The sequence below is a fragment of the Methylorubrum zatmanii genome (assembly GCF_014845115.1).
Classification (GTDB): Bacteria; Pseudomonadota; Alphaproteobacteria; order Rhizobiales; family Beijerinckiaceae; genus Methylobacterium; species Methylobacterium zatmanii.
Window position 1 is genome coordinate 1 of record NZ_NKUI01000013.1, and the last position, 23,621, is coordinate 23,621.

Here is a 23,621-nt window from a genome sequence, read left to right on the forward strand (position 1 = left end):
TTTTGTCCCTGACTCTAAGAGCGCCAGGTACCGGTACGACCACGAGGCGATCCGGGAGGCGGCGGCCGGCATGACCGAGCACGACCTGACCGGAGGCGGGTACGCACCGCCCGGGCAGGTCCCCCACAGCGGGACCCGACGCGCTCCGAAGGGCAACGCCCGGACCTTCCGCGGCGGAGGCGCTTACGTGAACCACCGGGCCTTCGACAACTCGGCGGTTGTCCCGCGCGAGAGCTTGGGCAACGTCCCGAACGAGACAGGCATGCGCAACCGGCGCAGCGTCTGGACCGTGGCGCCGAGCACGTTCCGGGAGGCCCACTTCGCGACCTTCCCGCCGGCCCTCGTCGAGCCGTGCATCCTCGCCGGGTGCCCGGTCGGCGGCACGGTGCTGGACCCCTTCGGCGGGGCCGGGACGACGGCGCTCGTCGCGGAGCGCCTGCAGCGCAATGCCATCCTGTGCGAGCTGAACCCGGAGTACGCCCGCATCGCGACCCGGCGCCTGGAGGCCGATGGCGGCCTGTTCGCGCAGGTCGCGGCCGAGTAGGCCAAGGATCGGCGGATCGAATCTGTGGAAGGCGCTGCCCGGCGGTGACAAACACGCCCCTGGGCGGCGGTTACAAACCGGTTCAAACCGGGGTGTAGATGGTCCGGCGATCCGTTTGTTTTCAGCACCTTAGCTAGGGGTGCGCATAGGTGGCGGAGACGGAGGGATTCGAACCCTCGATACCCTTATTAGGGGTATGCTCATTTAGCAAACGAGTGCCTTCAGCCTCTCGGCCACGTCTCCTCGCCGCTCGGCTGTAGAAGTTCCGGGGGGGCGGGTCAACCCGGTTTGCGCGGGGTTGTGACGCGGCGCTCATAATGTTTCGCCACGCGTAGGTGGCGCGAGATCGCGTAGTTCATCGCCGTGAGGAAGCCGTAGGCGCCGCGCACGAAATGGCGGCGGCCGAAATAGGCCTTCAGGAAGTTGCCCGGCAGCTCCACGAACAGGCGCCAGGAGGGGATGGTCACGCCCCGGGCGTCGAGATCGTCGGCCTGCTGGTCGGAATAGCGGTTGAGCTTGTCGAGTTGGTCGCCCAGCGAGCGCACCGAGAAATGGTGGATACGGCCCTTGATCCGGCCCACCGTCACGCCGTCGCCCACCACGACCCGGTCATGGACCGGAGAGGTCGAGTAGGTGCTCAGATCGCGCCGGTAGAGCCGGACAGGGGTGAGCACGTAGGCCCAGGGATGCGGCCGGGTCTCACCGGGAAAGATTTCGGCGATGGCGATCCGCCACGCCGCGTGAACCGGCTCACCCTGCGAGAAGACGGCGCGGATCCGCTCGGCGAGGTCCGCCGGCACGACCTCGTCGGCGTCGAGGTTCAGCACCCAATCGTGTCGGCACTGACGCTCGGCGAATTGTTTCTGCCGGCCATAGCCGGGCCAGTCGTTGTGGATCACCCGGGCGCCGAGCGAGCGGGCGAGATCCTGCGTGCCGTCGGTCGAGCCGGAATCGACCACGACGATGTCGTCGGAAAGGTTCCGCACGGCGGCGATCGTCGGGCCGAGCCGGTCGGCCTCGTTCTTGACGATGATGAAGACGGAGAGCGGCAGCGGGGACATGGGACTCGGGCTTCGCGCGGGCACCTCGCTCTATCGGCGGTGCGGAAGCGGAACAAGCGCGGCCGGCTCCGGGCCGATGGTCCAGAGCCGGTCATCGTCGGCTCCGGCTCAGGACATCCGGTCGGCGGCGTCCGCGAGGCGCTTGCGCTGCACCTTGCCGTTGGCGGTACGCGGCAGGGTGTCGAGGAAGCGGATGGCGCGGGGGGTCTTGTAGGCGGCGAGCCGCTCGCCGCACCACGCGATCAGGCTCTCGGCGTCCGGCTGCGCGCCGGGGCGCGGGACGACGAAAGCGGCGATCACGCTCAGATCGGCGCGGACCGCGAGTTCCGCGACGCCGACCTCGGCGATGTCCGGATGCCCGGCCAGGACGCCCTCCACCTCGACAGGGGAGACACGGTAGCCCATGGCGTTCATCAGGTCGTCGTTGCGGCCGTGAAACCAGACATAGCCGTCCGCGTCGAGGCTCGCGAGGTCGCCGCCGGTGAACCATTCGCCGCGCAGCACAGCCGCCTCCTCGTCGGGGCGCTGCCAGTAGCCGAGCATCAGGCCGGGATCGGAGCGGTGGATCGCCAGCAATCCGGTCTCACCCGCCGGCAGCGGATCCGGCGGACCGTCCGGGGGCAAGATCGCCACGCGGCGGCCGGGCTGCGGACGGCCGGGCGAACCGGGCCTCACAGGGATCGTCGGCCCACTCGACACGTAGGTGGAGATCTCGCTCATGCCGAGCGCCTCGTAGAGCGGCTTGCCGGTGGCCGCGTGCCAGGCCGTGGCGAGTTCGGGGGAGAGCGCCTCGCCGGCGGTCACGCCGTGGCGCAGGCAGGAGAGGTCGTGCCGGCCGAGATCGGCGTATTTCAGCATCTGCCGGTAGACGCTCGGCACGGCGGCGAAGAGCGTCGCGCCCTGTTCGGCGATCAGGCGGGGCCAGATCCCGCGGTCGCGCGGGCCATTATACAGCACCGTGGTCGCACCGCAGGCCCAGGGATCGGTGATGCCGACGCCGAGCGTGTAGGTCCAGTTCATGGTGCCGGCATGCAGCATCACGTCGGACTCGGTGAGACCGAGCCAGTGTGCATGCATCGGCCGCCGGCCCCAGATGGCGCGATGGGCGTGGAGCACGCCCTTGGGACGGCTGGTGGTGCCGGAGGTATAGACCAGGGTCGCCGGATCGTCGGCGGCGGTGTCGGCGTAATCGGCGAGCGGCGCACCGGCCTTCATCGCCGCGATGTCCTGGAGGCCGATCCGGAGGCATCCGGGCCGGTCGGGCGCGGCCGCTTCGGAGAGACCCTCCCCCATGACGATGGCGGAGACGCCGGCATTCTCCACCAGAAAGCTCGCCTCCTGCGGAGTGAGCTGCGGCGAGGAGGGCAGGGCGATCAGGCCGGCGGCCAAGGCGCCGAAATAGACCAGCACGTAATCCGCCTCGTTGCCCATGCGGATCATCACCCGCTCGCCCCGCTTCAGCCCGAGGCCGAGCAGGCCCGCCGCGATGCCCCGCACCGCCCGGTCGGCCTCGGCATAGGTCAGGCGGCTGACGTGTCCGCCATCGCCGACCATCACGAGGGCGGTCTTGCCGCCGCGGGTTCGGGCATTCTCTGCGAGGCAGTAGCGGGCGGCATTGAAGCGGGGAGGGGGTTGGCGATCGTCGGGCGTCGTCACGCGGGCGTTTCCTGAGGAGCGTTCCGGTTTTCTTCCGGTGTCCTGTGTGTCCTGCGGGTCGTCAAGCACCGGCGCTTCGGGAGGCCCGCCCCCGCCTCCTCGCTCCGCCGCTGAACGAGACCCTTCTCCACCGCTTGGTATGCGCAGAGCAAATATTTACGATCATAGTATATTAATCCGGCAGAAATTCCGTGGGCCATATCTTGCACGGATTGTCTTGGGATAGATCATGAAACTACCTGTTTTGACAATCAGGAACAAGCTGATAGGTTCATTCTTCATCTTGATCCTATTTGTTTCCGGCATCAGCGTCTTCGGAATGTACGCCGCCGGAGCGATCAATGATCGCCTGCTCGATGTCGGCGCCTCGCGGATGCCGAAAATTCGGGCGATCAGCCAGATCGATTCCCTGACCGGCCGCTACACGACCAGCCTGCTGCGACACCTGCTCACGACCGATCCGACAATGCTGGCGGGGGTCGAGGCCGATCTGGCCGAGCGCAGGGCGAATCTCGATCGGCTCAAGGCGCTCTACGAACCCCTGATCGACGCAGCGGACGAGCGCGGCCTGTATGACGGCTTCGCGCGGGACTGGGACCGGTTCATCGCCACGGCCGAGCCGATCCTGGCCCTGTCGCGCCAGGGCGCGAAGGCCGAGGCGCTGGAGCAGTATGAAACGCAGGCGGTGCCGCCGCGTCGGCGGGCTTCGGTGACGCTGGCGAAAATCGTGGCACTCAACGAGACCGGCGCCGCCCAGGCGGTCAGCGACAGCCAGGAGACCTATGCCTGGACACGCGCCGCGCTGATCGCGACCGGGATCGGCGCGGCACTTCTCGCTGGCCTGCTGGCCATGCTGATCGTGCGCGGCATCGCCACGGGTATCGCCTCGGTGGTGCGGCCGATGCAGGCTCTTGCCTCCGGCGAGCTGAGCGTCGCGATTCCTCATCGGGGCCTGCGCACCGAGATCGGGGCGATTGCCGACGCGGTTCAGGTGTTCAAAGACAACCTGCTGCGGATGAGGGCGCTCGAGGAGGAGACGGCTCAGGCGCGTCTGGCGGCGGCGGAGCAGCGCAAGGCGGCCATGCGGCAGATGGCGGACGGCTTCGAGGCCGCCGTCGGCGGCGTCATCGCCGCCGTCAACAGGGCGGCCAATGGGCTGCAGATATCCGCCCGCACCATGGCCGACACGGCCTCCCGCACCGCCAGCCAGTCGACCAGCGTCGCGGTGGCCGCTGAGCAGGCCGCCTCGAACGTCCGCACCGTCGCGGCTGCGGCCGAGGAGCTTGGGGCCTCGGTGGAGGAAATCGGCCGCCAAGTCGATGGCTCGGCCAGCCTCGCACAGCTGGTGGTCGCCGAGGCCGATCAGACCGGGCATCTGGTCCAGAGGCTGAGCGGCGCCGTGGCGCGGATCGACGAGGTGGTCGCGATGATCTCCAGCATCGCGAGCCAGACCAATCTCCTGGCTCTGAACGCCACCATCGAGGCGGCCCGGGCCGGCGAGGCGGGGAGGGGGTTCGCGGTGGTCGCCGCCGAGGTCAAGGAACTCGCCAATCAGACGGCGCGCGCGACCCAGGACATTTCGGAGCAGATCGGGCAGATCCACGGCTCGACCGGGCAGGCCGTCGCGGCGATCGATGCGATCACCCTCCGCATCAAGGAGATCAGCGGGGTGTCCACCAACATCGCAGCCGCCGTCGAGCAACAGGGTGCGGCCACGCAGGAGATCGTGCGCAACGTCACCCATGCCTCGGCCGGGACGGCCGAGGTGACGGGCAACATCACCGATGTGGCGCAGGCATCGGAGGAAACGGGTGCGGCGGCGAGCCAGGTGTTGGCGGCGGCCTCGGAGCTGTCGCACCAATCCGAAACCCTGTCGTCGGAGGTCGAGCGTTTCCTGGCGACTGTGCGCGCCGCCTGATCCTCCCTCGGAGGGATCGCGTCAGGCCGCTTTCAGGATCGGATCGGCCTGACGAGGCCGGAGAACGGCGCTTCGGCGCCCTCCGCGAGGGGAAGCCAGAGGAAGCGGCCGGGGTCGACAGGCCCCGGCAGCACGAGGCGTCCCGGCGGCACCGGCGCGAAGCCAAAGCGGCGGTAATACGGCGCGTCGCCCACGAGGATGACGAGGCGGTGCCCACCCTTGCGGGCCGCATCGAGGCAGGCCTTCATCAGGGCGGAACCGATGCCGCGATCCGCAAAGCTCGGATCGACGGTCAGCGGGCCGAGCACCAGAAGGCGGCCGCCCTCGGCCTCCGCCGGCCCGACCCGGATCGAACCGGCGAGATAGGTTTCGACATGGGCCGTGAGGCACAGATCCGGCAGCGCCGCCGCACCCTCGCGCAGGCGGTAGGCGGTGCGGGCGAAGCGGCCCGGCCCGAAGGCCCGGGCGTGCAGCCGCTCGATGGCGGGGCCGTCGTCGGGATGCTCGCGGCGGATGGAGACGGGGAGGGGGCTCACGGCGTGCTCAGGGTGAGGCCGGCCTGAGGAGAGGGGGATTGCATCCGCAGGCCGGCTGGGGTCACGCCGCGCTCGCCGAGAAATCGATGCGTGGATCGATCCAGGTATAGGTCAGGTCGGAGAGCAGGTTCACCGCCAGCCCGAGCAGCGAGAAGATGTAGAGCGTCGCGAACACCACCGGGTAATCGCGGCCGACGATGGAGGTGAAGGACAGGAGTCCGAGCCCGTCGAGGGAGAAGATCGTCTCGATCAGGAGCGAGCCGGTGAAGAAGGCGGTGATGAAGGCGCCGGGGAAACCCGCGATCACGATCAGCATGGCGTTGCGGAAGACGTGGCCGTAGAGCACCCGCCGCTCGGACAGGCCCTTCATGCGGGCGGTGACCACGTATTGCTTGCGGATCTCGTCGAGGAACGAGTTCTTGGTCAGCAGGGTCGATGTGGCGAAGGCGCCGAGCACCAGGGCGGCGAGGGGCAGCGTCATGTGCCACGCGTAATCGACGGCCTTGCCCCACAGGCTCAGCGACTCGAAATTCTCGGAGGTGAGGCCCCGGATCGGGAAGATCTGCAAGAAGGAGCCGCCGGCGAACAAGATCACCAGCAGGATGCCGAACAGGAAACTCGGGATCGCGTAGCCGATGATCACGACGGCCGAGGTCCAGATATCGAAGCGCGAACCGTCGGCCACCGCCTTGCGGATGCCGAGGGGGATCGAGATCGCGTAGGAGATCAGCGTCATCCACAGGCCCAGCGAGATCGAGACCGGCAGCTTCTCCTTGATCAGCTCCAGGACCGAGACATCGCGGAAGTAGCTGCGCCCGAAATCGAACCGGGCATAGTCCCACAGCATCTTGCCGAAGCGTTCATAGGCGGGTTTGTCGAAGCCGAACTGCGCCTCGAGCTTCTTGATGAAGGCCGGGTCGAGCCCCTGCGCGCCGCGATATTTCGAGCTTTCGCCGCCGCTTCCGCTGCGGGTCGCGCCGCCGCCGAGATCGCCCTGGCCGCCGGTGATCCGCGAGAGCGATCCTTCCTGCTGCCCCTGAAGCTGGGCCAGCACCCGCTCGACCGGGCCGCCGGGGGCGAACTGGATGATGGCGAAGGTGATGAGCATGATCCCGAGGATGGTCGGGATCATCAGGGCGATGCGGCGCAGGATATAGGCGAGCATGTCAGGTCCTCAGCCCCGGCCGATCCGGCGCGCCTTGTCGGCGTCGTACCACCACAGGGCGGGCACGCCGAGCCCGTAGGTGGGCAGCGTCGCCGGCCGACCGAACATGTCCCAGGCGGCGATGCGGTATTCGGGCGAGTACCACATCGGAATCCAGTAGCGGCCGACGCGCAGGACCCGGTCGAGGGCACGGCAGGCGATGGTCAGGCTCGCACGGGACTCCGCCCCGGCGATCCGGTCGAGCAGGGCGTCGACGACCGGATCCGCGATGCCGGCGAGGTTGTTCGAGCCTTGGATCGTGGCCGAGCGCGCGCCGTAGGCCTCGCGCAGCTCCGGCCCGGGCGTGGCGTCGCCCGAGCTGTTCCGCACGACGATGTCGAAATCGAAGTCCCGCACCCGCGCCTGATACTGCGCGGCGTCCACCGCCCGCTGACGCGCCTTGATCCCGATCAGCCCGAGATTGCGGATGAAGGGCTGGACGATGGGTTCCCAGACGGAATCCGTGTCGAGGAACTCGAACTCGATCGGCTGGCCGCCCGGTAGCCGCACCACGCCACCCTCTCGGGTGCAGCCCGCCTCCTTGAGCAGCGCCACGGCACGGGCGAGCAGGGCCCGGTCCTGGCCCGACCCGTCCGGGACCGGCGGGGTCCAAGCCTCGCCGAAGACCTCCGCCGGCACCTTGCCGCTGAAGGGTTCGAGCAAGGCGAGTTCCTCGGCTGACGGCTTGCCCGTCGCCATCAGGTCGGTCTTCTGGAAGAACGAGACCGTGCGGCTATAGGCGCCGAACATCGCCGTGCGGTTGGTCCACGGAAAGTCGAAGCACAGGCCGATCGCCTCGCGGATGCGGGCATCCTTGAACATCTCGCGGCGGGTGTTGAAGAACCAGCCCTGGATCGCCGAGGGCGAGGCGTCGGGCAGTGTCTCGCGCTTCACCCGGCCCTCGCGCAGGGCGGGGAAATCGTAGCCCGTCGCCCAGATCCGCGAGGTGAATTCCTGGCGATAGCTGTAGGCCCCGCCCTTGAACGCCTCGAAGGCGACTTGGCGATCGCGGAAATACTCGTAGCGGAGCTGGTCGAAATTGTTCTGGCCGACCATGACCGGCAGGTCCGCCGCCCAGTAATCCGGCACGCGCTCCAGTTCGATGAAGCGGCCGATATCGATCCGCCCAACCTGATAGGGGCCCGAGCCGAGCAGGGGCTTGAGGGTCTGGGCCTCGAAGTCGCGGCCCTCGAAGAACTGGGCCGAGAAGATCGGCAGTTGCGCCACGATCAGCGGCAGGTCGCGGCTGCGGCCGGCGGCGAAGCGGAGCACGAGCGTCTCGTCGCCCTCGGGCGTCGCCTCGGCGAGGTCACGGATCACCTGCGAGATGGTCGGATGCCCCTTCTCCTTGAGGATGTTCAGGGAGAAGGCCACGTCCCGCGCCGTCAGGCGTGAGCCGTCGTGAAAGTGCGCCTGCGGGCGCAGGGTGAAGCGGTAGGTCAGGCCATCGGCGCTGATCTCCACCGCTCGGGCGACCAAGCCATAGAGCGCGTCGGGCTCGTCGAGGGCCCGCACCATCAGGCTGTCGAAGGTGAAGTTGATGCCCGCCGCGCCGTTGCCCCGGAAGACATAGGGGTTGAGCGTGTCGAAGGTATCGAAGGCCTGGTTCCCGAAGGTCTGGACCAGCTGGGTCGAGAAGCGCCCGCCCTTGGGCGCCATCGGGTTCACGTAGTCGAAATTGTGGAAGTCGGGCCCGTATTTGAGCTCACCGAAACTCGACAGGCCGTGGGCGGTCCGAGCGCCCTCGGCGCGGGACGGGCGGGGCAGGGCGGTGGCAAGAGCCAGCGCTCCGCTGCCGAGGACCACGCCCCGGCGCGTCGCGCCCGTGCTCAACGGGGGGCTCCCGTCTTCGCGGCCAGGGCCTCGTCGTACCACCAGATGGTCGGGAAGCCGGAGGAGCCGTATTTCGGCAGCAAAGCGGGATGGCCGAAGCGGTTCCAGCGGATCGTCCGCGTCACCGGCGAGGACCATTGCGGCACCACGAAGTTGTGGGCCAGCAGGGCCCGGTCGAGGGCGCGGGTCGAGGCGATCAGGGTCTCCCGGTCCTGGGCGTAGATCAGCTTCTCGATCAGGGCGTCGATGCCCGCATCCTTGATCCCGGCGATGTTGCGCGAACCGGGATTGTCGGCGGCGGCCGAGCCCCAGAATTCACGCTGCTCATTGCCCGGCGACAGCGATTCCGGCCAGTTCGAGGTGGTGATGTCGAAGTCGAAATTGCGCAGCCGGTTCTGGTACTGCGCCGGGTCGATGACCCGGATCGAGCTCTGGATGCCGATGAGCTTCAGTTGCGCGGCGTAGGGCAGGATCACCCGCTCGAACACGTTCTGGAATTCGAGGAACTCGACCGTCAGCGGCTCGCCGGTCGCCTTGGAGACCATCTGGCCGCCCTTCAGCTCGTAGCCGGCCTCCCGCAGCAGGCCGACCGCCTTGCGCAGGTTGGCGCGCACCGCCTCCGGGGTGTCGTTGACGGGGTTGGTGTAGGGCTCGGTGAAGACGCGCTCCGGCAGCTTGTCCTTCACGCTCTCCAGGATGACCTTCTCCAATCCTTCCGGCAGTCCGGAGGAGGCGAGTTCCGAGCCGTAGAAGTAGGAATCGATCCGGCTGTAGAGGCCGTAGAACAGCTGCCGGTTCATTTCCTCGAAGTTGAGGGCGAGGTTGAAGGCGCGGCGCACCCGCTCGTCCTTGAACTTGTCCCGGCGCAGGTTGAACACGAAGGCCTGCATGAGCCCGGTGCCGCGCCCGGGGAACTCCGCCTTGACGAGGCGGCCCTCCTTCACGGCGGGGAAGTCGTCATAGGCGGTCGCCCAGTTGCGGGCGATGTTCTCGACGCGGAAGTCGTAGAGATCGCCCTTCAGCGCCTCCAGCAGGACCGAACCGTCGCGGAAATATTCGTTGCGGATGGTGCCGAAATTGTTGCGGCCCCGGTTCACGGCCAGATCCTTGCCCCAGTAATCGGCCACGCGTTCATAGGTGGCCGAGCGGCCGGGATCGACCTTGGCGAGGCGATAGGGACCCGAACCGAGGGGGATCTCCAGCGTCGTCTCGCTCGGGTTGCGCGGCTTGCCGTCCTTGTCCTTGCCGGTCCACCAGTGTTTGGGCAGCACCTGCATCTGGCCGAGCACCTGCGGCAGCTCACGGTTGCCGGCCTCGGCGAAGGTGAACACCACCTCGCGCTCCCCCCCCGCCTCGGCCTTCGCCACGCTGTGATAATAGGCGGCGTAGAACGGGCTGTTCGCCTTCAGCGTCTCGAAGGACCAGATCACGTCCTCGACGGTGATCGGCTCGCCGTCGTGCCAGCGCGCCCCGTCGCGCAGGCGGTAGGTGACCGACTTGCCGTCGGGGGCGATCCGCACGGCCTCGGCGAGGAGCCCGTAGGAGGAGAACGGCTCGTCGCCCGAATCCTCCATCAGCGTGTCGTAGATCTGGGTGATCCCGCCTTCGAGGTCGCCCTTCAACCCGTTGACGATGAAGTTGAGGTTGTCGAAGCCGCCCTGGGCTCCGAGCCGCACCAGGCCGCCCGCGGGCGCCTTCGGGTCGACGTACTCGAAATGCGGGAAGTCGGGGCCGTATTTCGGTTCGCCGAGCAGGGTCAGCGCGTGGCGCCAGCTGCCGGGTGCCTCCTGCGCCGAGACCTTGGAGGCGGATTCGGCGGGCTCCTGAGCGACGGCTTGGCCGCGCAAGCCCAGGGTGACGAGCGCTCCGGCGAGGAAGCTGCGGCGTGCGATCACGGCGTGTCCTGTCACGTTGGCGCGGTCTCCCGGTCCCATGGAGAAATCGTCGGGCGCCGTTCTAGGACGGAGCCGGCCCCGGCGCAAAGACGCCGCGAGCGCGCAGGCCGAGCGGCCACGAAAAAGGCCGGGCATGGTGGGCCCGGCCTTTCACAATTCGCTCGCTTTGCCGGCCTTACGGCTTCGGCGCGTCGGGGTCGGCCTTGGCCGGCGGCTCGGTGGCCGGCGGTGCCTCGGGGGAAGCCGGCTGCGCCTTGGTCGGGATGTCGCCGGAGGGCTTGGCCTCCGGAGCCTGGGCGGGCGCGACCTCGTTGCGCTGTGGCTGGACCTCCGGCGCCGGGACGGGGCGGGCGGTGTCCTTGCCATCACCCGACTGGGTGGCGCCGCGCGGCGCGTTGGTCTCGGGCGCCTTGTCCTTGTCGCCGGTCTGGCTCTCGACCGGCTTCGCCTCCGAAGGTTTGGCCTCCGGCTTCGCCTCGGCGGGCTTGGTCTCCGCGGGCTTGGCCTCGGCCGGCTGGCCGCCCTCCGCCTTCTTGTCGGCTTCGGCGGCCTTCTCGTCCTTTTTCTCCGCCACCGGCAACGGCTTCGGGCTGTCGGAGAGGGTGCGCAGATAGGCGATGACGTTGGCGCGCTCGGTCGGCGAGGAGATGCCGGCGAAGGCCATCTTCGTGCCCTTCACGTAGCCCTTCGGGTTCTCGAGGAAGTGGTCGAGATCCTCGTAGGTCCAGGCGCCGCCCTTCTCCTTCAGGCCGGCGGAGTAATCGAAGCCCTCGTGATGCGCCTTCTGGCGCTCCACGATGTCCCAGAGGTCCGGGCCGACCTTGTTCGGGCCGCCCTTCTCGAAGCTGTGGCAGGCCTGGCAGGCCTTGGTGCCGCCCTTGCCCTTGTCGGCATCGGCACCGGCCAGCCGCACGGCGATGGGCTCGACCTTCGGCGCCGCCGCCTCGGCACCGGCACTTTTCGGCTCGGGCTCGGGCAGGGGGTAGCCGGCATTTCCGGCGGGCTTCGGATGATAGATCAGCTCCGCCACGAAGCCCGACCCGACCGCGAACAGGAGGGCACCCAGGACAGCGCCCGCGACCTTGTTCAGCTCGAAGGAATCCATGCTCGACAGCTCCGGCGCACGGGATCAGGACCCGGCAGTGAGGGCCCGACGGGCAGGCGCCGGACTTTGGAGGATTTCAAGGGTGATTAGCCGCTCCGGCCCGATCTTGACAATGGGCCACCGGCGCTGCGCGCTGTCGCAGAGCGGCAATCCGCACAGCTTGTTGGAAAAATAATGCGTCGCGTTGCCGCCATGCCAGCGCCCGGCGGCCGGAAATGACAATCGGGAGTCCGGCTGCTAGACGCTCACCGCCCGCGACCTCCCTACGCGATACGCTCCTTTTTCGAAGCGCCCCGCAATCATGTCCGATCCGCTGATCCTGATTCCGGCGCGCCTCGCCGCGACCCGTCTGCCGTCGAAGCCGCTGGCCGACATCGCGGGCGAGCCGATGATCGTGCATGTCTGGCGCCGGGCGGTGGAGGCGGGCATCGGCCCGGTCGTGGTCGCCACCGACACCGACGCCATCGCCGCCGCGATCGAGGCGCAGGGCGGTCTGGCGGTGATGACGCAGCCGGATCACCCCTCCGGCTCCGATCGCTTGGCGGAAGCCCTGGAGATCGTCGATCCGGACGGTCACCACGATGTCGTCGTCAATGTCCAGGGCGATCTGCCGACCATCGATCCCACCATCATCGCCGCGGCGGTCACTCCGCTCGCCGACCCGCAGGTCGACATCGCCACCCTCTGCGCGGTGATCCACCGGCCGGAGGAGATGGACGATCCGAACGTGGTCAAGATCATCGGCCACAGTGTCGGCCCGAACCGGCTGCGGGCGCTCGCCTTCACCCGCGCCCGCGCCCCCTGGGGAGACGGGCCGCTGTTCCACCATATCGGCCTCTACGCCTATCGTCGGAAGGCGCTGGCCCGCTTCGTGCGCCTGCCGCAGGGAGAGCTGGAGCGCCGCGAGAAGCTGGAGCAGCTGCGCGCTCTTGAAGCCGGCATGCGCATCGACGCGGTGATCGTCGACGACCTGCCCCTCGGCGTCGATACCCCCGCCGATCTGGAGCGCGCCCGCACGCTGCTCGCCATCCGCCGTCTCAACTGAAATCCGAACCGATGACCAACCAGACGATTGCCTATCAGGGCGAGCCCGGCGCCAACTCGCACATCATCTGCTCGCAGGCCTATCCCGGCTGGACGGCCTTGCCCTGCGCGACCTTCGAGGATGCCTTCGCCGCCGTGAGCGAGGGCAAGGCGGCGCTCGCCATGATCCCGATCGAGAACTCGATTGCCGGGCGCGTCGCCGACATCCACCATCTCATCCCGACCTCCCGGCTGCACATCGTCGCCGAGCACTTCCTGCCGATCCATTTTCAGCTGATGGTGCTGCCGGGGACGAGGGCCGAGAGCCTGACCAGCGTTCACAGCCACATCCACGCCCTCGGCCAGTGCCGCCGGATCATCCGCCGCCTCGGCCTCAGGGCGGTCGTGGCCGGCGACACGGCCGGCGCCGCCCGTGAGGTCGCCGAGGCCGGGGATCCGACCCGCGCCGCCCTGGCTCCGGCCCTGGCCGCCGAGGTCTACGGCCTCGACATCATCGCGCGCGACGTGGAGGACGAGGCCCACAACACCACCCGCTTCGTGGTGTTCTCGCCCGAGCCGGTCGAGCGCGATCCCGGCAACGGCCCGACCGTGACGAGCTTCATCTTCCGCGTCCGCAACATTCCGGCCGCGCTCTACAAGGCGCTGGGGGGCTTCGCCACCAACGGCGTGAACATGTCGAAGCTCGAGAGCTACATGGTCGAGGGGAAGTTCACCGCGACCCAGTTCTATGCCGAGGTCGACGGACATCCCGAGGATGACGGGCTGCGCCGGGCCCTCGACGAATTGCGCTACTTCTCGAAGGAATTGCGCATCATCGGCACCTACCCGGCCCACCCGTTCCGGGAGACGACGCGGCAGGCGGCGGAGTAACGCGGTTCACGCCGGATGGCGCTGGCTCGTCTCGCGTGATCGCGCGGCGAAGCCGTCGCAATTTGCGGCATCGCCATCACGAGGCTGAACCGCACCTCAGGCAGCGGCGGATCTGCCTTTATGAACCAGATCCGCCACCTGTCCCGTCAAACCGCGTCGGCGGGCTTGTCCTTGTTGGCCTCGGGCTTCGGGCCGCCCTTGGAGACGCCGACGAGAGCCGGGCGCAGCGTGCGGTCGCCGATGATGTAACCGGTCTGGACCACCTGCACGACCGTCCCGTTCGGCACCTCGGTGTTCGGCACCTCGAACATCGCCTGATGGCGGTTCGGATCGAAGCGCTGCCCGTTGGGGTCGACCACCTTCACGCCGTGGCGCTCCAGGGTCTTGGCGAGATCCCGCTCGGTCAGTTCGATGCCTTCGATCAGCCCCTTGAAGGCGCCCTCGGCCCCCGCCCGGGCGTCTTCCGGTACACTCTCGAGAGCGCGGCGGATGTTGTCGGCGGCGTTGAGCATGTCGCGGGCAAAGCTCGTCACGGCGTAGGTGCGCGCGTCGGCCACCTCGCGCTCGGTCCGGCGGCGCAGGTTCTCCATCTCCGCCAGCGTGCGCAGCAGGCGGTCCTTGAACTCGTCGCGCTCGGCGATCGTGGTGGCCAGGGCCTCGGCATCCGCGCCCGCCGCCTGCGGAGCGGCTTGGGCCGTCTCTGCGGAGGTGGCCGCCTCGGCCCCGTTGCGCCGGTCCTGGTTCTCCATGTCGTCAGCCATCATCGTGCGATCGATCAGGTCTCGAAGGGGGTTGGGTCGGCGCTGATATCATTCGGGCAAAGCCTGAAATCAAGCTTGGGTCGCACCGGCTCCGTCACAGTTCCCGCGGCGGCGGGGAATCGACCAGCGCATCGAGCCCCTCGGCCCGCAGGGCCGCGACATCGCTCGCGAAGACCTCCATCACCGCCGCGCGGATCATCGCGAGGCGGTCGGGCTGCATGACGCGGGTGCCGGTGAGGTCGGTCACGTAGAACACGTCCACCGCCCGTTCGCCGAAGGTCGCCACATGGGCCGAGGTGATGTTGAGGCTCAGGCGGTTGAGCGCCGTCGTCAGCTCGTAGAGCAGGCCGGGCCGGTCGAGGCCGGTGATCTCCACCACCGTTTCGCGGCTCGACAGGGCGTTGTCGATCGACACGTCCGGTGGCACCAGGAAGGTCTTGGGCGGCTGCTTCGGATGCTTGTCGGCGACCAGCTCGGCGATCTTGATCTCGCCCTTCAGCGCGCGCTCGATGGCGGTGGCGATGCGCCCGGCGCGGCGCAATTCGTCCTCGTCCCGTTCGAAGGCGCGGGAGATGAAGATCGAATCGAGGGCGAAGCCGTCCGTCGTCGTGAAGATCTGCGCATCGACGATGTTGCCGCCGGTGGTGGCGCAGGCGCCGGTGATGATGGCGAGCAGGCGCGGATGATCCGGCGAGTAGACCGTCAGCTCGGTCACGCCGCGCACCGGATCGGTCTCGTAGGTGGTGGCGCTGGTGCGGCCCTCCTCCATCACGGTGCGCAGGAAGCGGGCGTTCTTGTAGTGGCGGGTGCTGTCCACCTTCAGCCAATAGGCTTGGTTGTGGCGCGCGGCATAGGCGTCGAACACCTCCGCGTTCCAGTCGGAGAGCTGCTCGCGCAGGGCCATCTGGATCAGCCGCACCCGGTCGGTGCGGGCGATCTCCGAATGGCCGCCGGAGAGCACGACCTCGGTCTCGTCGTAGAGGGTGCGCAGCAGCGTCCCCTTCCAGGCGGTCCAGACACCGGGGCCGACCGCCTTGATGTCCGCGACGGTGAGGATCATCAGAAGCTTCAGCCGCTCCAGGCTCTGCACCTCGCTCGCGAATTTCTCGATGGTGCGGTGGTCGGAGAGGTCACGGCTCTGGGCCGTCATCGACATCAGCAGGTGATGCTCCACCAGCCACGAGACCGTCTCGGTTTCCGCCTGGCTGAGGCCGAAGCGCGGGCCGAGCTTGCGGGCGATGGCCGCGCCGGCGACGGAATGGTCCTCTGGGCGCCCCTTGGCGATGTCGTGCAGGAGGATGGCGACGTAAAGCGCGCGACGGTTGTGGATCGTGTCGATCAGGCGCGAGGCGACCGGGTGCTCCTCCCGTGCCCGGCCGGAATCGATCGCCGAGAGCACGCCGAGGGAGCGCAGCAGATGCTCGTCCACCGTGTAGTGGTGGTACATGTTGAACTGCATCATCGCCACGATCCGCCCGAAATCCGGGATGAAGCGGCCGAGCACGCCGGCCTCGTTCATCAGCCGCAGGATCGTCTCCGGCGCGTTCTTCGAGGTGAGGATGTCGAGGAACAGCCGGTTGGCTTCCACATCGTTGCGGACCGCGTGGGTGATGAGCTTGAGCGACCGGTTGGCGAGGCGCGCCGCGTCCGGGTGGATCGGCAGGTTGTGCCGGTCGGCGAGCCAGAACAGGCGGATCAGGTTGACCGGGTCGCGCTCGAAGGCATCCTCGCCGCGGATGTTGACGCGGCCGTTATCGATCCAGAAATCCTCGGCCTCCATCGAGGTCGCGCGGAAGCGGTCGCGGAAGCGGCCGATCCAGCGGTCGAGCACCGGCGTGCGCTTGGCGTGGCGCGCCTCCAACTCGGCGCAGACGATGGCGGTGAGGTCGCCCACATCCTTGGCGATCAGGAAATAGGCCTTCATGAAGCGCTCGACGCCGGACAGGCCGCCGCGGGCGCCGAAGCCGAGCCGCTCGGCGATCTTCGGCTGGAGCCCGAACGAGAGCCGCTCCTCCGGCCGGCCGGTGACGAAGTGGATGTGGCAGCGCACCCGCCACAGGAATTCCTCGCAGCGCTCGAACAGCTTGTACTCGTCCTGGGTGAACAGGCCGGCATGGACCAGCTCGACCTGATCGCGCACGCGGTAGGCGTATTTGGCGATCCAGAACAACGTGTTGAGATCGCGCAGGCCGCCTTTGCCGTCCTTCACGTTGGGCTCGACGAGGTAGCGGGAGGCGCCGGCCTTGGCGACGCGGGCGTCGCGCTCCCGCAGCTTGGCATCCACGAATTCGGAGGCCGAGCCGATCACCAGTTCGGTGTCGAAGCGGGTCACCAGCTCCTCGTAGAGATTGCGCGAGCCGAACAGGAAGCGGGATTCGAGCAGGGCGGTGCGGATCGTCATGTCGGCGCGGCCCTCGCGCAGGCATTCCTCGACGGAGCGCGTGGCGTGACCGACCTTCAGCTTGAGATCCCACAGCACGTAAAGCATCGCCTCGACGACGCTCTCCGACCATGCGGTCTGCTTGTAGGGCAGCAGGAACAGCAGATCGATGTCCGAGCCCGGCGCCATGGTTCCGCGCCCGTAGCCGCCGGTGGCGACGATGGCGAGGTGCTCGCCGGTCGAGGGATTGTCGTTGGGATAGAGCCGCCAGACTACGGCATCGTAGATCGCCCGCACCACCGCATCGGTCAGGCGGCTCAACCTTTGGGCGCAGGCGAGGCCGTCGCGCTCCTTCAACAGGAGCCGCTCGGCATCCTTGTGGCCGGCATCGATCACCCTGCGCAGCTCGGGCACCAGCAGGCCGCGCAGTTTTGTCGGCTCGCGGGCGTCGCGGTCGAGGGAGGCGACGATTTTTTCGAGGACGGGAACGGGGTCGAACATGGCCGTTGCGTTAGCATGTTACGCTCGCGGCGGCATCGCCCGGTTGCATGCTCCCAACCCGTTCTCTTTCGCGAATTTTTCGTTTGACGAAAAGAACGGGACTATTCTAGCCATCGTGAGGATCCGGGCCTCAGAGCCCGGTCCGCCCAGGGAGACAGCCGACATGATCCACCGTCGCACCGTCCTGTCCGCATTCGCCGGCTTGATCGGCCTGTTGGCTGCGGGGGCGGATTTGCGGGCGGCGGAGATCTCCGAGATCCGGCTCGACTGGGCGACCTACAATCCGGTCAGCCTCGTCCTGAAGGAAAAGGGCTTTCTCGAGGAGGCGCTGAAGCCGCAGGGCATCAAGGTCCGCTGGACGCAGTCGCTCGGCTCCAACAAGGCGCTCGAATTCCTCAATGGCGGCGCCATCGATTTCGGTTCCTCGGCCGGCGCGGCGGCATTGCTCGCGCGAATCAACGGCAACCCGGTCAAAGCCGTCTACGCCTATTCCCGGCCCGAATGGACGGCGCTCGTCACCCGCAAGGATACGAACATTGTTGGGCCGGCCGACCTCAAGGGCAAGCGCATCGCGGTTACCCGCGGCACCGATCCGCATATCTTCCTAATCCGCGCCCTGCAGAAAGCCGGTCTCACCGAGAAGGACGCCAAGCTCGTCCTGCTGCAGCATGCCGACGGCCGAACCGCCCTGGATCGCGGCGACGTCGATGCCTGGGCCGGCCTCGACCCGATGATGGCGGCGGCCGAGATCGAGAGCGGCGATGTGCTGTTCTACCGCGATGCCTCGGCCAACACCTGGGGCGTGCTCGACGTGCGCGAGGATTTTGCCAAGGCGCATCCCGATCTCGTGAAGACCGTCATCGCGGCCTACGAGCAGGCGCGGGCCTATTCCCTGGCCCATCCCGAGGCGCTGAAGAACGCGCTGGTGACCGCGACGAAGCTGCCGGAGGCGGTGATCGCCAAGCAGCTGGAGCGCACGGATCTGAGTCAGCCGGCCATCGGTTCCACCCAGGCCGAGAGCATTCGCGCCGCCGGCCTTGCCTTGCAGCAAGCGGGTGTCATCCCGGCTTCCACCGATGTCGCGGCGGCGGTCGATGGGCTGATCGACCCGCAATTCAACCCGGCGCCCGGCCGCTAAGACCCGCATGAACAATCCGGTCGCGCTCTCCACACCCGAGGACGGGACGGTGGCCGCCTCCCGGCGCGCCGCCGTCCTCGGGATCGGCGCGCGGGCGGCTCTGGGCGTCCTGCTGCCGCTCGTGCTCGCCCTCGGCTGGGAGATCGCGGTCGGTGCGGGCTGGGCCTCCGGGCGCCTGCTGCCGCCGCCGAGCCGGATCGGCGCCGCGCTCTGGGCGCTCGCCGCCTCGGGCGAACTCTGGATGCATGTCGAGGCGACGCTGATCCGGGTCGGGCTCGGCTTCGCTTTCGGCGCGGGCGCCGGCATCCTGGCGGGGGCGCTCACCGCGACGCTGCCCCTTTTGCGCTGGTTGGTCGATCCGAGCCTGCAGGCCCTTCGCGCCGTGCCGTCCCTCGCCTGGGTGCCGCTGTTCATCCTGTGGTTCGGCATTCTGGAGACGCCGAAGGTGGCGCTGATCGCCGTCGGCGTGTTCTTCCCCGTCTATATCGGGGTCGCCGGCGCCATCGCCTCGGTCGATCGCAAGCTGGTGGAGGTGGGCCGCATCTTCCGCCTGTCGAAGCCGGCGCTCGCCCGGCGCATCCTATTGCCGGCGGTGCTGCCGGCGACGCTGACGGCCCTGCGCACCGGGCTCGGCCTCGGCTTCCTGTTCGTGGTGGCCGCCGAATTGATGGGGGCCTCGGAAGGGCTCGGATACCTGCTGCTCGACGGCCAGCAATTCAGCAAGCCCGACCAGATCCTGGCCGCGATCATCAGCTTCGCCGTCGTCGGCAAGGCCGCCGACGCGCTGCTCGTCGCCCTGACCGCGCCCCTGGTGCGCTGGCAGGACACCGCGCGGGAGACGCTGTGAGGCCGCCATGCTGACCATCCAGAGCCTCGCCAAGACCTATACCGACGGTACCCGTGCCCTGGAGGGGATCGATCTCGCGGTCCAGAGCGCCGAGATCGTCGCCCTGATTGGCGGGTCCGGCTGCGGCAAGACCACGCTGCTGCGCCTCATCGCCGGGCTCGACCGGCCGAGCGCCGGCCGCATCAGCCTCGACGGCGAGCCGATCACCCGGCCCCATCCCGGCGTCGGTCTCGTTTTCCAGGAGCCGCGTCTGCTGCCCTGGCTCGATGTGGCGGACAATGTCGGCTTCGGCATCCACAACCTGCCGAAATCCGAGCGGGCGGAGCGTGTCGCCCATGCCCTGGAGCGCGTCGGCCTCGCCGAGCATGCCCACCGCTGGCCACGCGAATTGTCCGGCGGGCAGCAGCAGCGCGTGTCCATCGCCCGTGCCTTCGTCGCCAATCCGAGGGTGCTGCTGCTCGACGAGCCGTTCTCGGCCCTCGACGCCTTCACCCGCAAGGATCTGCACCGCCATCTTCTCGCCCTCTGGGAGGAGGTGCGGCCGACGGTGCTGATCGTCACCCACGACGTGGCCGAGGCGGTGGCGCTGGCCGACCGGGCCATCGTCATGCGCCCCCGGCCGGGACGGCTGGACGACACCGTTGCCCTCTCGATGCGCCGTCCGCGCGATCCCGCGGCTCCGGCGAGCGAGGCGGCGGCTCGCACCGTCCTGGCGGCCCTCGACCGCTCGCTGCGTCCGCACGAGCCCTCCCGCGCGCCGCAGCTTGCCGGAGGCAGCTCGTTCTGAGGTGTTAAGGCCGCCGGAAAACCGCTAAGCCCGGCCGCACGAAAAAATGGAGGACACCCCGATGGACGCCAACGCCCTGCGCGCTCTCCAGGCCCCCCTCAAGAACAAGTATCGCGAGGCGCCGGATTCCGCGGTGATCACCCTCAAGGCCAAGGGTGCGCTCGACGACACCAGCATCGCCTGCAAGGTCGAGACCGGACGCGCCCTGGCGGTCGCCGGCCTGCACCCGGCGACCGGCGGTTCGGGCGCCGAGCTGTGCTCCGGCGACATGCTGCTCGAAGCCCTCGTCGCCTGTGCCGGCGTCACGGTGAAGGCGGTGGCGACCGCCCTCGAAATCCCGCTGAAGAGCGGCACCGTCAGCGCCGAGGGCGATCTCGATTTCCGCGGCACGCTCGGTGTCGACAAGGAGGCGCCGGTGGGCTTCCGGGCGATCCGCCTGACCTTCGACCTCGACACCGACGCGCCGCAGGAGAAGCTCGACCAGCTCCTCAAGCTCACCGAGCGCTACTGCGTCGTGTTCCAGACCCTCAACCACAAGCCGGAACTCGCCGTCAGCGCCTCGCGCTCCTGAGAGGCCGAGCTTATCTAACGGGCGTCATGCGCCTGCTCATCATCGAGGACGACCGCGAGGCCGCCGCCTATCTGGTCAAAGCGTTCCGGGAAGCCGGGCACGCCGTGGACCATGCCGGCGACGGCCTCGACGGCTACGCGCTCGCCCGCGAGGGCGATTACGATGTGCTGATCGTCGACCGGATGCTGCCCAAGCTCGACGGGCTCTCGCTGGTCCGCTCCCTGCGCGAGCAGGCAATCGCCACCCCGGTCCTGATCCTCTCCGCCCTCGGGCAGGTGGACGACCGGGTGAAGGGCCTGCGCGCGGGCGGCGACGATTATCTGCCGAAGCCCTACGCCTTCTCCGAGCTTCTGGCCCGCACCGAGGTGCTCGCCCGCCGCAGAGCCAGCGTGCCGGGCGTGACCGAAGCCACCGCCTACCGGGTCGGGGATCTCGAGCTCGACCGTCTGTCGCACCGCGTCACCCGCGCCGGCCGCGAGATCGTGCTGCAGCCCCGCGAATTCCGGCTGCTCGAATACCTCATGCGCCATGCCGGCCAGGTCGTGACCCGCACGATGCTGTTGGAGCATGTCTGGGATTATCACTTCGATCCGCAGACCAACGTCATCGACGTTCACGTCTCCCGTCTACGCGGGAAGATCGATCGCGGCTTCGAGAATCCGATGATCCATACGGTGCGCGGCGCCGGCTACGTCATCCGGGCGGACGACCCGCAGCTCCCGTGACCGAAGCGCCCGCCCCGCCGCAGGACGGTCGCCTCGCGCGCCTCGGGAAGATCTTCCGCACGACGGCCTTCAAGCTGTCGCTCGCCTATCTCGTGCTGTTCGCGCTGCTCGCCTCGCTCGGCCTCGGCTACGTCGCCTGGAACGCGCGGCGGGTGCTCGACGACCAGATCGTCTCGACCATCGACGCCGAGATCAACGGCCTGTCCGAGCAATACACGGCCGGCGGCCTGCGCCGCCTCATCGCCGTGGTGGAGCGGCGGGCGCAGGAGCCCGGTGCCTCGCTCTATCTCGTCACGACCCCGGCGGGGGAGCACGTCGTCGGCAATGTGAGCCGGGTGCCGAGCGGGATCCTGTCCCACCCCGGCCAGTACGAGAGCGTCTACGGTCGCGGTTCGGAATCGGACCGGGCCGAGCACCGGGCGATCATGCGGGTCTACACCTTGGCCGGCGGTTTCCGTCTCCTCGTCGGCCGCGACACCGAGGAACGCGATCGCCTGCGGGCGGCCATCGGCAACACCTTCGGCTCCTCCCTGGCCCTGGTTGTGCTGCTCGGCGTCGTCGGCGGCTGGTTCGTGGCGAGCCGCGTGCTCAAGCGCGTCGACGACATGACCGAGACGACCCGCACCATCATGGCCGGCAATCTCGACGGTCGCCTGAGGGTCGCCGGCACGGGGGACGAGCTCGACCGCCTCGCCCAGAACCTGAACCTGATGCTGGAGCGCATCGGCGAATTGATGCGCGGCATGAGGGAGGTCTCCGACAACATCGCCCACGATCTCAAGACGCCGCTCACCCGCCTGCGCAACCGGGCCGACGAAGCCCTGCGGACCGTCCAAACCCCGGATGAACTGCGCGCGGCCCTTGAAGGCGTGATCGAGGACAGCGATGGCCTGATCCGGGTGTTCAACGCCCTGCTCACCATCGCCCGCCTGGAGGCCGGCAGCGCCCCCGAGGGCTTCCGCCGCTTCGATGCCGGTGAGGTCGCCCGAGAGGTCGCCGAACTCTACGAGCCGCTGGTCGAGGAGAGGGGCCTGACTCTGAGCGTCACCATCGAGCCGGAACTGATCCTCGATGGCAATCGCGAATTGGTGGGTCAGGCCATCGCCAACCTCATCGACAACGCCATCAAGTATGGCGGAGAGCGTGAGGGCGGCGAGATCGCCGTCAGCGCCCGGCGCGGCGAGGGAGTCATTCGAATAGGGGTGGCCGATCACGGCCCCGGCATCCCCGAGACGGAGCGCGGACGGGTGCTCGACCGCTTCGTCCGCCTCGACGCGGCCCGGTCCCGCCCCGGCTTCGGATTGGGTCTCAGCCTCGTCAACGCGGTCGCCCGGCTCCATGGCGGCCGGTTCGATCTCGGCGACAACGCGCCGGGCCTCGCCGCCGAGTTGAGCCTGCCCGAGACGTCGGCGGGTTAGAGTGCCTCACAAAACTCCCGAGGAGTACGCTTTTGGTGAAGGCCGCAGTCGTGGTCCCGTCGGGGTGTCAAGCAGCGATTGGCTGAACCTGTGACGGGCCCCAGTTCCAAGGGAGGAGATCATCGATGCGCCGGGCGGGATGGTCGGGCAGGCGTGCGAGCACGTCGGCGAGCCACGCCTGGGGATCGATGCGGTTGAGCTTGGCTGTTTCGATCAGGGTGTAGAGCGCCGCGGCGCGATGGCCGCCTGTGTCCGAGCCGGCGAAGGTCCAGTTGCGGCGGCCCACCGCGATGGGGCGGATCGCGCGTTCGGCGGCATTGTTCGAGAGGCAGATGCGCCCGTTGTCGAGGAACCGGGTGAAGGCGGCCCAGCGCTTGAGCATGTAGTCGATCGCCCCCGCCACCGGAGCCTTGGCCGAGAGCTTGGCGCGGTTCTCCCGCAGCCATGCCTCCAGGCTGGCGACGAGGGCAGCCGAGCGGGTACCGCGATGGGCACGCCGCTCATCGGGGGCGAGGCCGTTGATGGCGCGCTCGACGACGAAGATCGCATCGATCCGCGTCACCGCCTCGACGGCGATAGGAGCCTTCCTCAACTCGGCCAGCTCGAAGAACTTGCGACGGGCATGGGCCCAGCAGGCCGCCTCGTGGATCGGGCCCGGCTTGCGGCCGGGTTCGTACAACCGGCCGAACCCCGAGAAGGCATCCGCCTGCACGATGCCGTGGAAGTCCCCGAGCCAGCTCTCGGCATGCGCCCCGGAGCGGTCGGGGGAGTAGAAGTAGGCCGCGGCCGGCGGCTCGGGCCCGCCGAAGGGCCGGTCGTCGCGCACC

20 protein-coding genes and 1 tRNA gene are annotated in these 23,621 nt (G+C 68.6%); 10 read left to right on the plus strand and 11 right to left on the minus strand.

Annotated features, from left to right (window positions below; genetic code table 11):
* The first annotated feature begins 70 nt into the window (after positions 1 to 70).
* Positions 71 to 544: a DNA-methyltransferase gene (locus MZTS_RS02090; protein WP_192280971.1), complete on the plus strand. Its 474-nt coding sequence runs from the start codon at positions 71 to 73 to the stop codon at positions 542 to 544.
* A gap of 150 nt (positions 545 to 694) precedes the next feature.
* Here the strand turns inward: MZTS_RS02090 and MZTS_RS02095 are convergent.
* The 3 genes from MZTS_RS02095 to MZTS_RS02105 all read right to left on the minus strand — a co-directional run bounded on the left by MZTS_RS02095 (position 695) and on the right by MZTS_RS02105 (position 3,261).
* Positions 695 to 787: transfer RNA gene (locus tag MZTS_RS02095), tRNA-Ser, on the minus strand.
* Positions 788 to 822: 35 nt separating this feature from the next.
* Positions 823 to 1,605, minus strand: coding sequence for a glycosyltransferase family 2 protein (locus tag MZTS_RS02100; protein WP_192280974.1), 783 nt, complete (start codon positions 1,603 to 1,605; stop codon positions 823 to 825).
* 108 nt (positions 1,606 to 1,713) lie between these two features.
* A complete protein-coding gene (locus MZTS_RS02105; RefSeq protein WP_192280977.1) occupies positions 1,714 to 3,261 on the minus strand; it encodes an AMP-binding protein in 1,548 nt (515 codons plus the stop codon).
* 229 nt (positions 3,262 to 3,490) lie between these two features.
* Here MZTS_RS02105 and MZTS_RS02110 point away from each other — a divergent pair, with 229 nt between their 5' ends.
* Positions 3,491 to 5,179 (plus strand): methyl-accepting chemotaxis protein, encoded by a 1,689-nt coding sequence (locus tag MZTS_RS02110; protein ID WP_192280980.1) that lies wholly within the window; start codon positions 3,491 to 3,493, stop codon positions 5,177 to 5,179.
* A 32-nt stretch (positions 5,180 to 5,211) separates the two neighbouring features.
* Here the strand turns inward: MZTS_RS02110 and MZTS_RS02115 are convergent, their stop codons facing one another.
* The 5 genes from MZTS_RS02115 to MZTS_RS02135 form a co-directional block, all read right to left on the minus strand.
* A complete protein-coding gene (locus tag MZTS_RS02115) occupies positions 5,212 to 5,715 on the minus strand; it encodes a GNAT family N-acetyltransferase (RefSeq protein ID WP_192280983.1) in 504 nt (167 codons plus the stop codon).
* A gap of 61 nt (positions 5,716 to 5,776) precedes the next feature.
* Positions 5,777 to 6,880, minus strand: coding sequence for a microcin C ABC transporter permease YejB (locus tag MZTS_RS02120; protein WP_192280986.1), 1,104 nt, complete (start codon positions 6,878 to 6,880; stop codon positions 5,777 to 5,779).
* A 9-nt stretch (positions 6,881 to 6,889) separates the two neighbouring features.
* The gene (locus MZTS_RS02125; RefSeq protein ID WP_192280989.1) at positions 6,890 to 8,752 is read right to left on the minus strand and encodes an extracellular solute-binding protein; all 1,863 of its coding nucleotides are present in this window, start codon (positions 8,750 to 8,752) and stop codon (positions 6,890 to 6,892) included.
* Positions 8,749 to 10,662 (minus strand): ABC transporter substrate-binding protein, encoded by a 1,914-nt coding sequence (locus MZTS_RS02130; protein WP_192280992.1) that lies wholly within the window; start codon positions 10,660 to 10,662, stop codon positions 8,749 to 8,751. Before MZTS_RS02130 ends, MZTS_RS02125 begins: the two co-directional genes overlap by 4 nt.
* Before the next feature lie 160 nt (positions 10,663 to 10,822).
* The gene (locus MZTS_RS02135; protein WP_192280995.1) at positions 10,823 to 11,752 is read right to left on the minus strand and encodes a c-type cytochrome; all 930 of its coding nucleotides are present in this window, start codon (positions 11,750 to 11,752) and stop codon (positions 10,823 to 10,825) included.
* Positions 11,753 to 12,053: 301 nt separating this feature from the next.
* Between MZTS_RS02135 and MZTS_RS02140 the strand changes: the two genes are divergently transcribed.
* On the plus strand, positions 12,054 to 12,797 hold the full coding sequence (locus MZTS_RS02140) for a 3-deoxy-manno-octulosonate cytidylyltransferase (protein WP_009865200.1): 744 nt from the start codon (positions 12,054 to 12,056) through the stop codon (positions 12,795 to 12,797).
* Between the two features lie 11 nt (positions 12,798 to 12,808).
* Entirely contained in the window at positions 12,809 to 13,666 is an 858-nt protein-coding gene (locus MZTS_RS02145; protein ID WP_192280998.1) for a prephenate dehydratase, read from the plus strand.
* Between the two features lie 146 nt (positions 13,667 to 13,812).
* On the opposite strand, the gene grpE is transcribed toward MZTS_RS02145, so the two are convergent.
* The gene (gene grpE / locus MZTS_RS02150; protein WP_192281001.1) at positions 13,813 to 14,430 is read right to left on the minus strand and encodes a nucleotide exchange factor GrpE; all 618 of its coding nucleotides are present in this window, start codon (positions 14,428 to 14,430) and stop codon (positions 13,813 to 13,815) included.
* Between the two features lie 91 nt (positions 14,431 to 14,521).
* Positions 14,522 to 17,308 carry a [protein-PII] uridylyltransferase gene (locus tag MZTS_RS02155; RefSeq protein ID WP_192281004.1) on the minus strand — a complete coding sequence of 929 codons (2,787 nt, stop codon included), beginning with the start codon at positions 17,306 to 17,308 and terminating at the stop codon, positions 14,522 to 14,524.
* A 163-nt stretch (positions 17,309 to 17,471) separates the two neighbouring features.
* Between MZTS_RS02155 and MZTS_RS02160 the strand changes: the two genes are divergently transcribed.
* The 6 genes from MZTS_RS02160 (at position 17,472) to MZTS_RS02185 (ending at position 22,794) form a co-directional block, all read left to right on the plus strand.
* Entirely contained in the window at positions 17,472 to 18,446 is a 975-nt protein-coding gene (locus MZTS_RS02160; RefSeq protein WP_009867031.1) for an aliphatic sulfonate ABC transporter substrate-binding protein, read from the plus strand.
* A 7-nt stretch (positions 18,447 to 18,453) separates the two neighbouring features.
* Positions 18,454 to 19,293, plus strand: coding sequence for an ABC transporter permease (locus MZTS_RS02165; RefSeq protein WP_192281006.1), 840 nt, complete (start codon positions 18,454 to 18,456; stop codon positions 19,291 to 19,293).
* A gap of 7 nt (positions 19,294 to 19,300) precedes the next feature.
* Entirely contained in the window at positions 19,301 to 20,080 is a 780-nt protein-coding gene (locus tag MZTS_RS02170) for an ABC transporter ATP-binding protein (protein WP_192281007.1), read from the plus strand.
* A 61-nt stretch (positions 20,081 to 20,141) separates the two neighbouring features.
* The gene (locus MZTS_RS02175; RefSeq protein WP_192281009.1) at positions 20,142 to 20,651 is read left to right on the plus strand and encodes an OsmC family protein; all 510 of its coding nucleotides are present in this window, start codon (positions 20,142 to 20,144) and stop codon (positions 20,649 to 20,651) included.
* 26 nt (positions 20,652 to 20,677) lie between these two features.
* Positions 20,678 to 21,376: a response regulator transcription factor gene (locus MZTS_RS02180; protein WP_009866435.1), complete on the plus strand. Its 699-nt coding sequence runs from the start codon at positions 20,678 to 20,680 to the stop codon at positions 21,374 to 21,376.
* The gene (locus MZTS_RS02185; RefSeq protein WP_192281011.1) at positions 21,373 to 22,794 is read left to right on the plus strand and encodes an ATP-binding protein; all 1,422 of its coding nucleotides are present in this window, start codon (positions 21,373 to 21,375) and stop codon (positions 22,792 to 22,794) included. The genes MZTS_RS02180 and MZTS_RS02185 overlap by 4 nt, the downstream gene beginning before the upstream one ends.
* 67 nt (positions 22,795 to 22,861) lie before the next feature.
* Here MZTS_RS02185 and tnpC read toward each other — a convergent pair.
* Positions 22,862 to 23,621: IS66 family transposase (tnpC, locus tag MZTS_RS02190; RefSeq protein ID WP_192281013.1), on the minus strand; the 760-nt coding region annotated here is incomplete at its 5' end.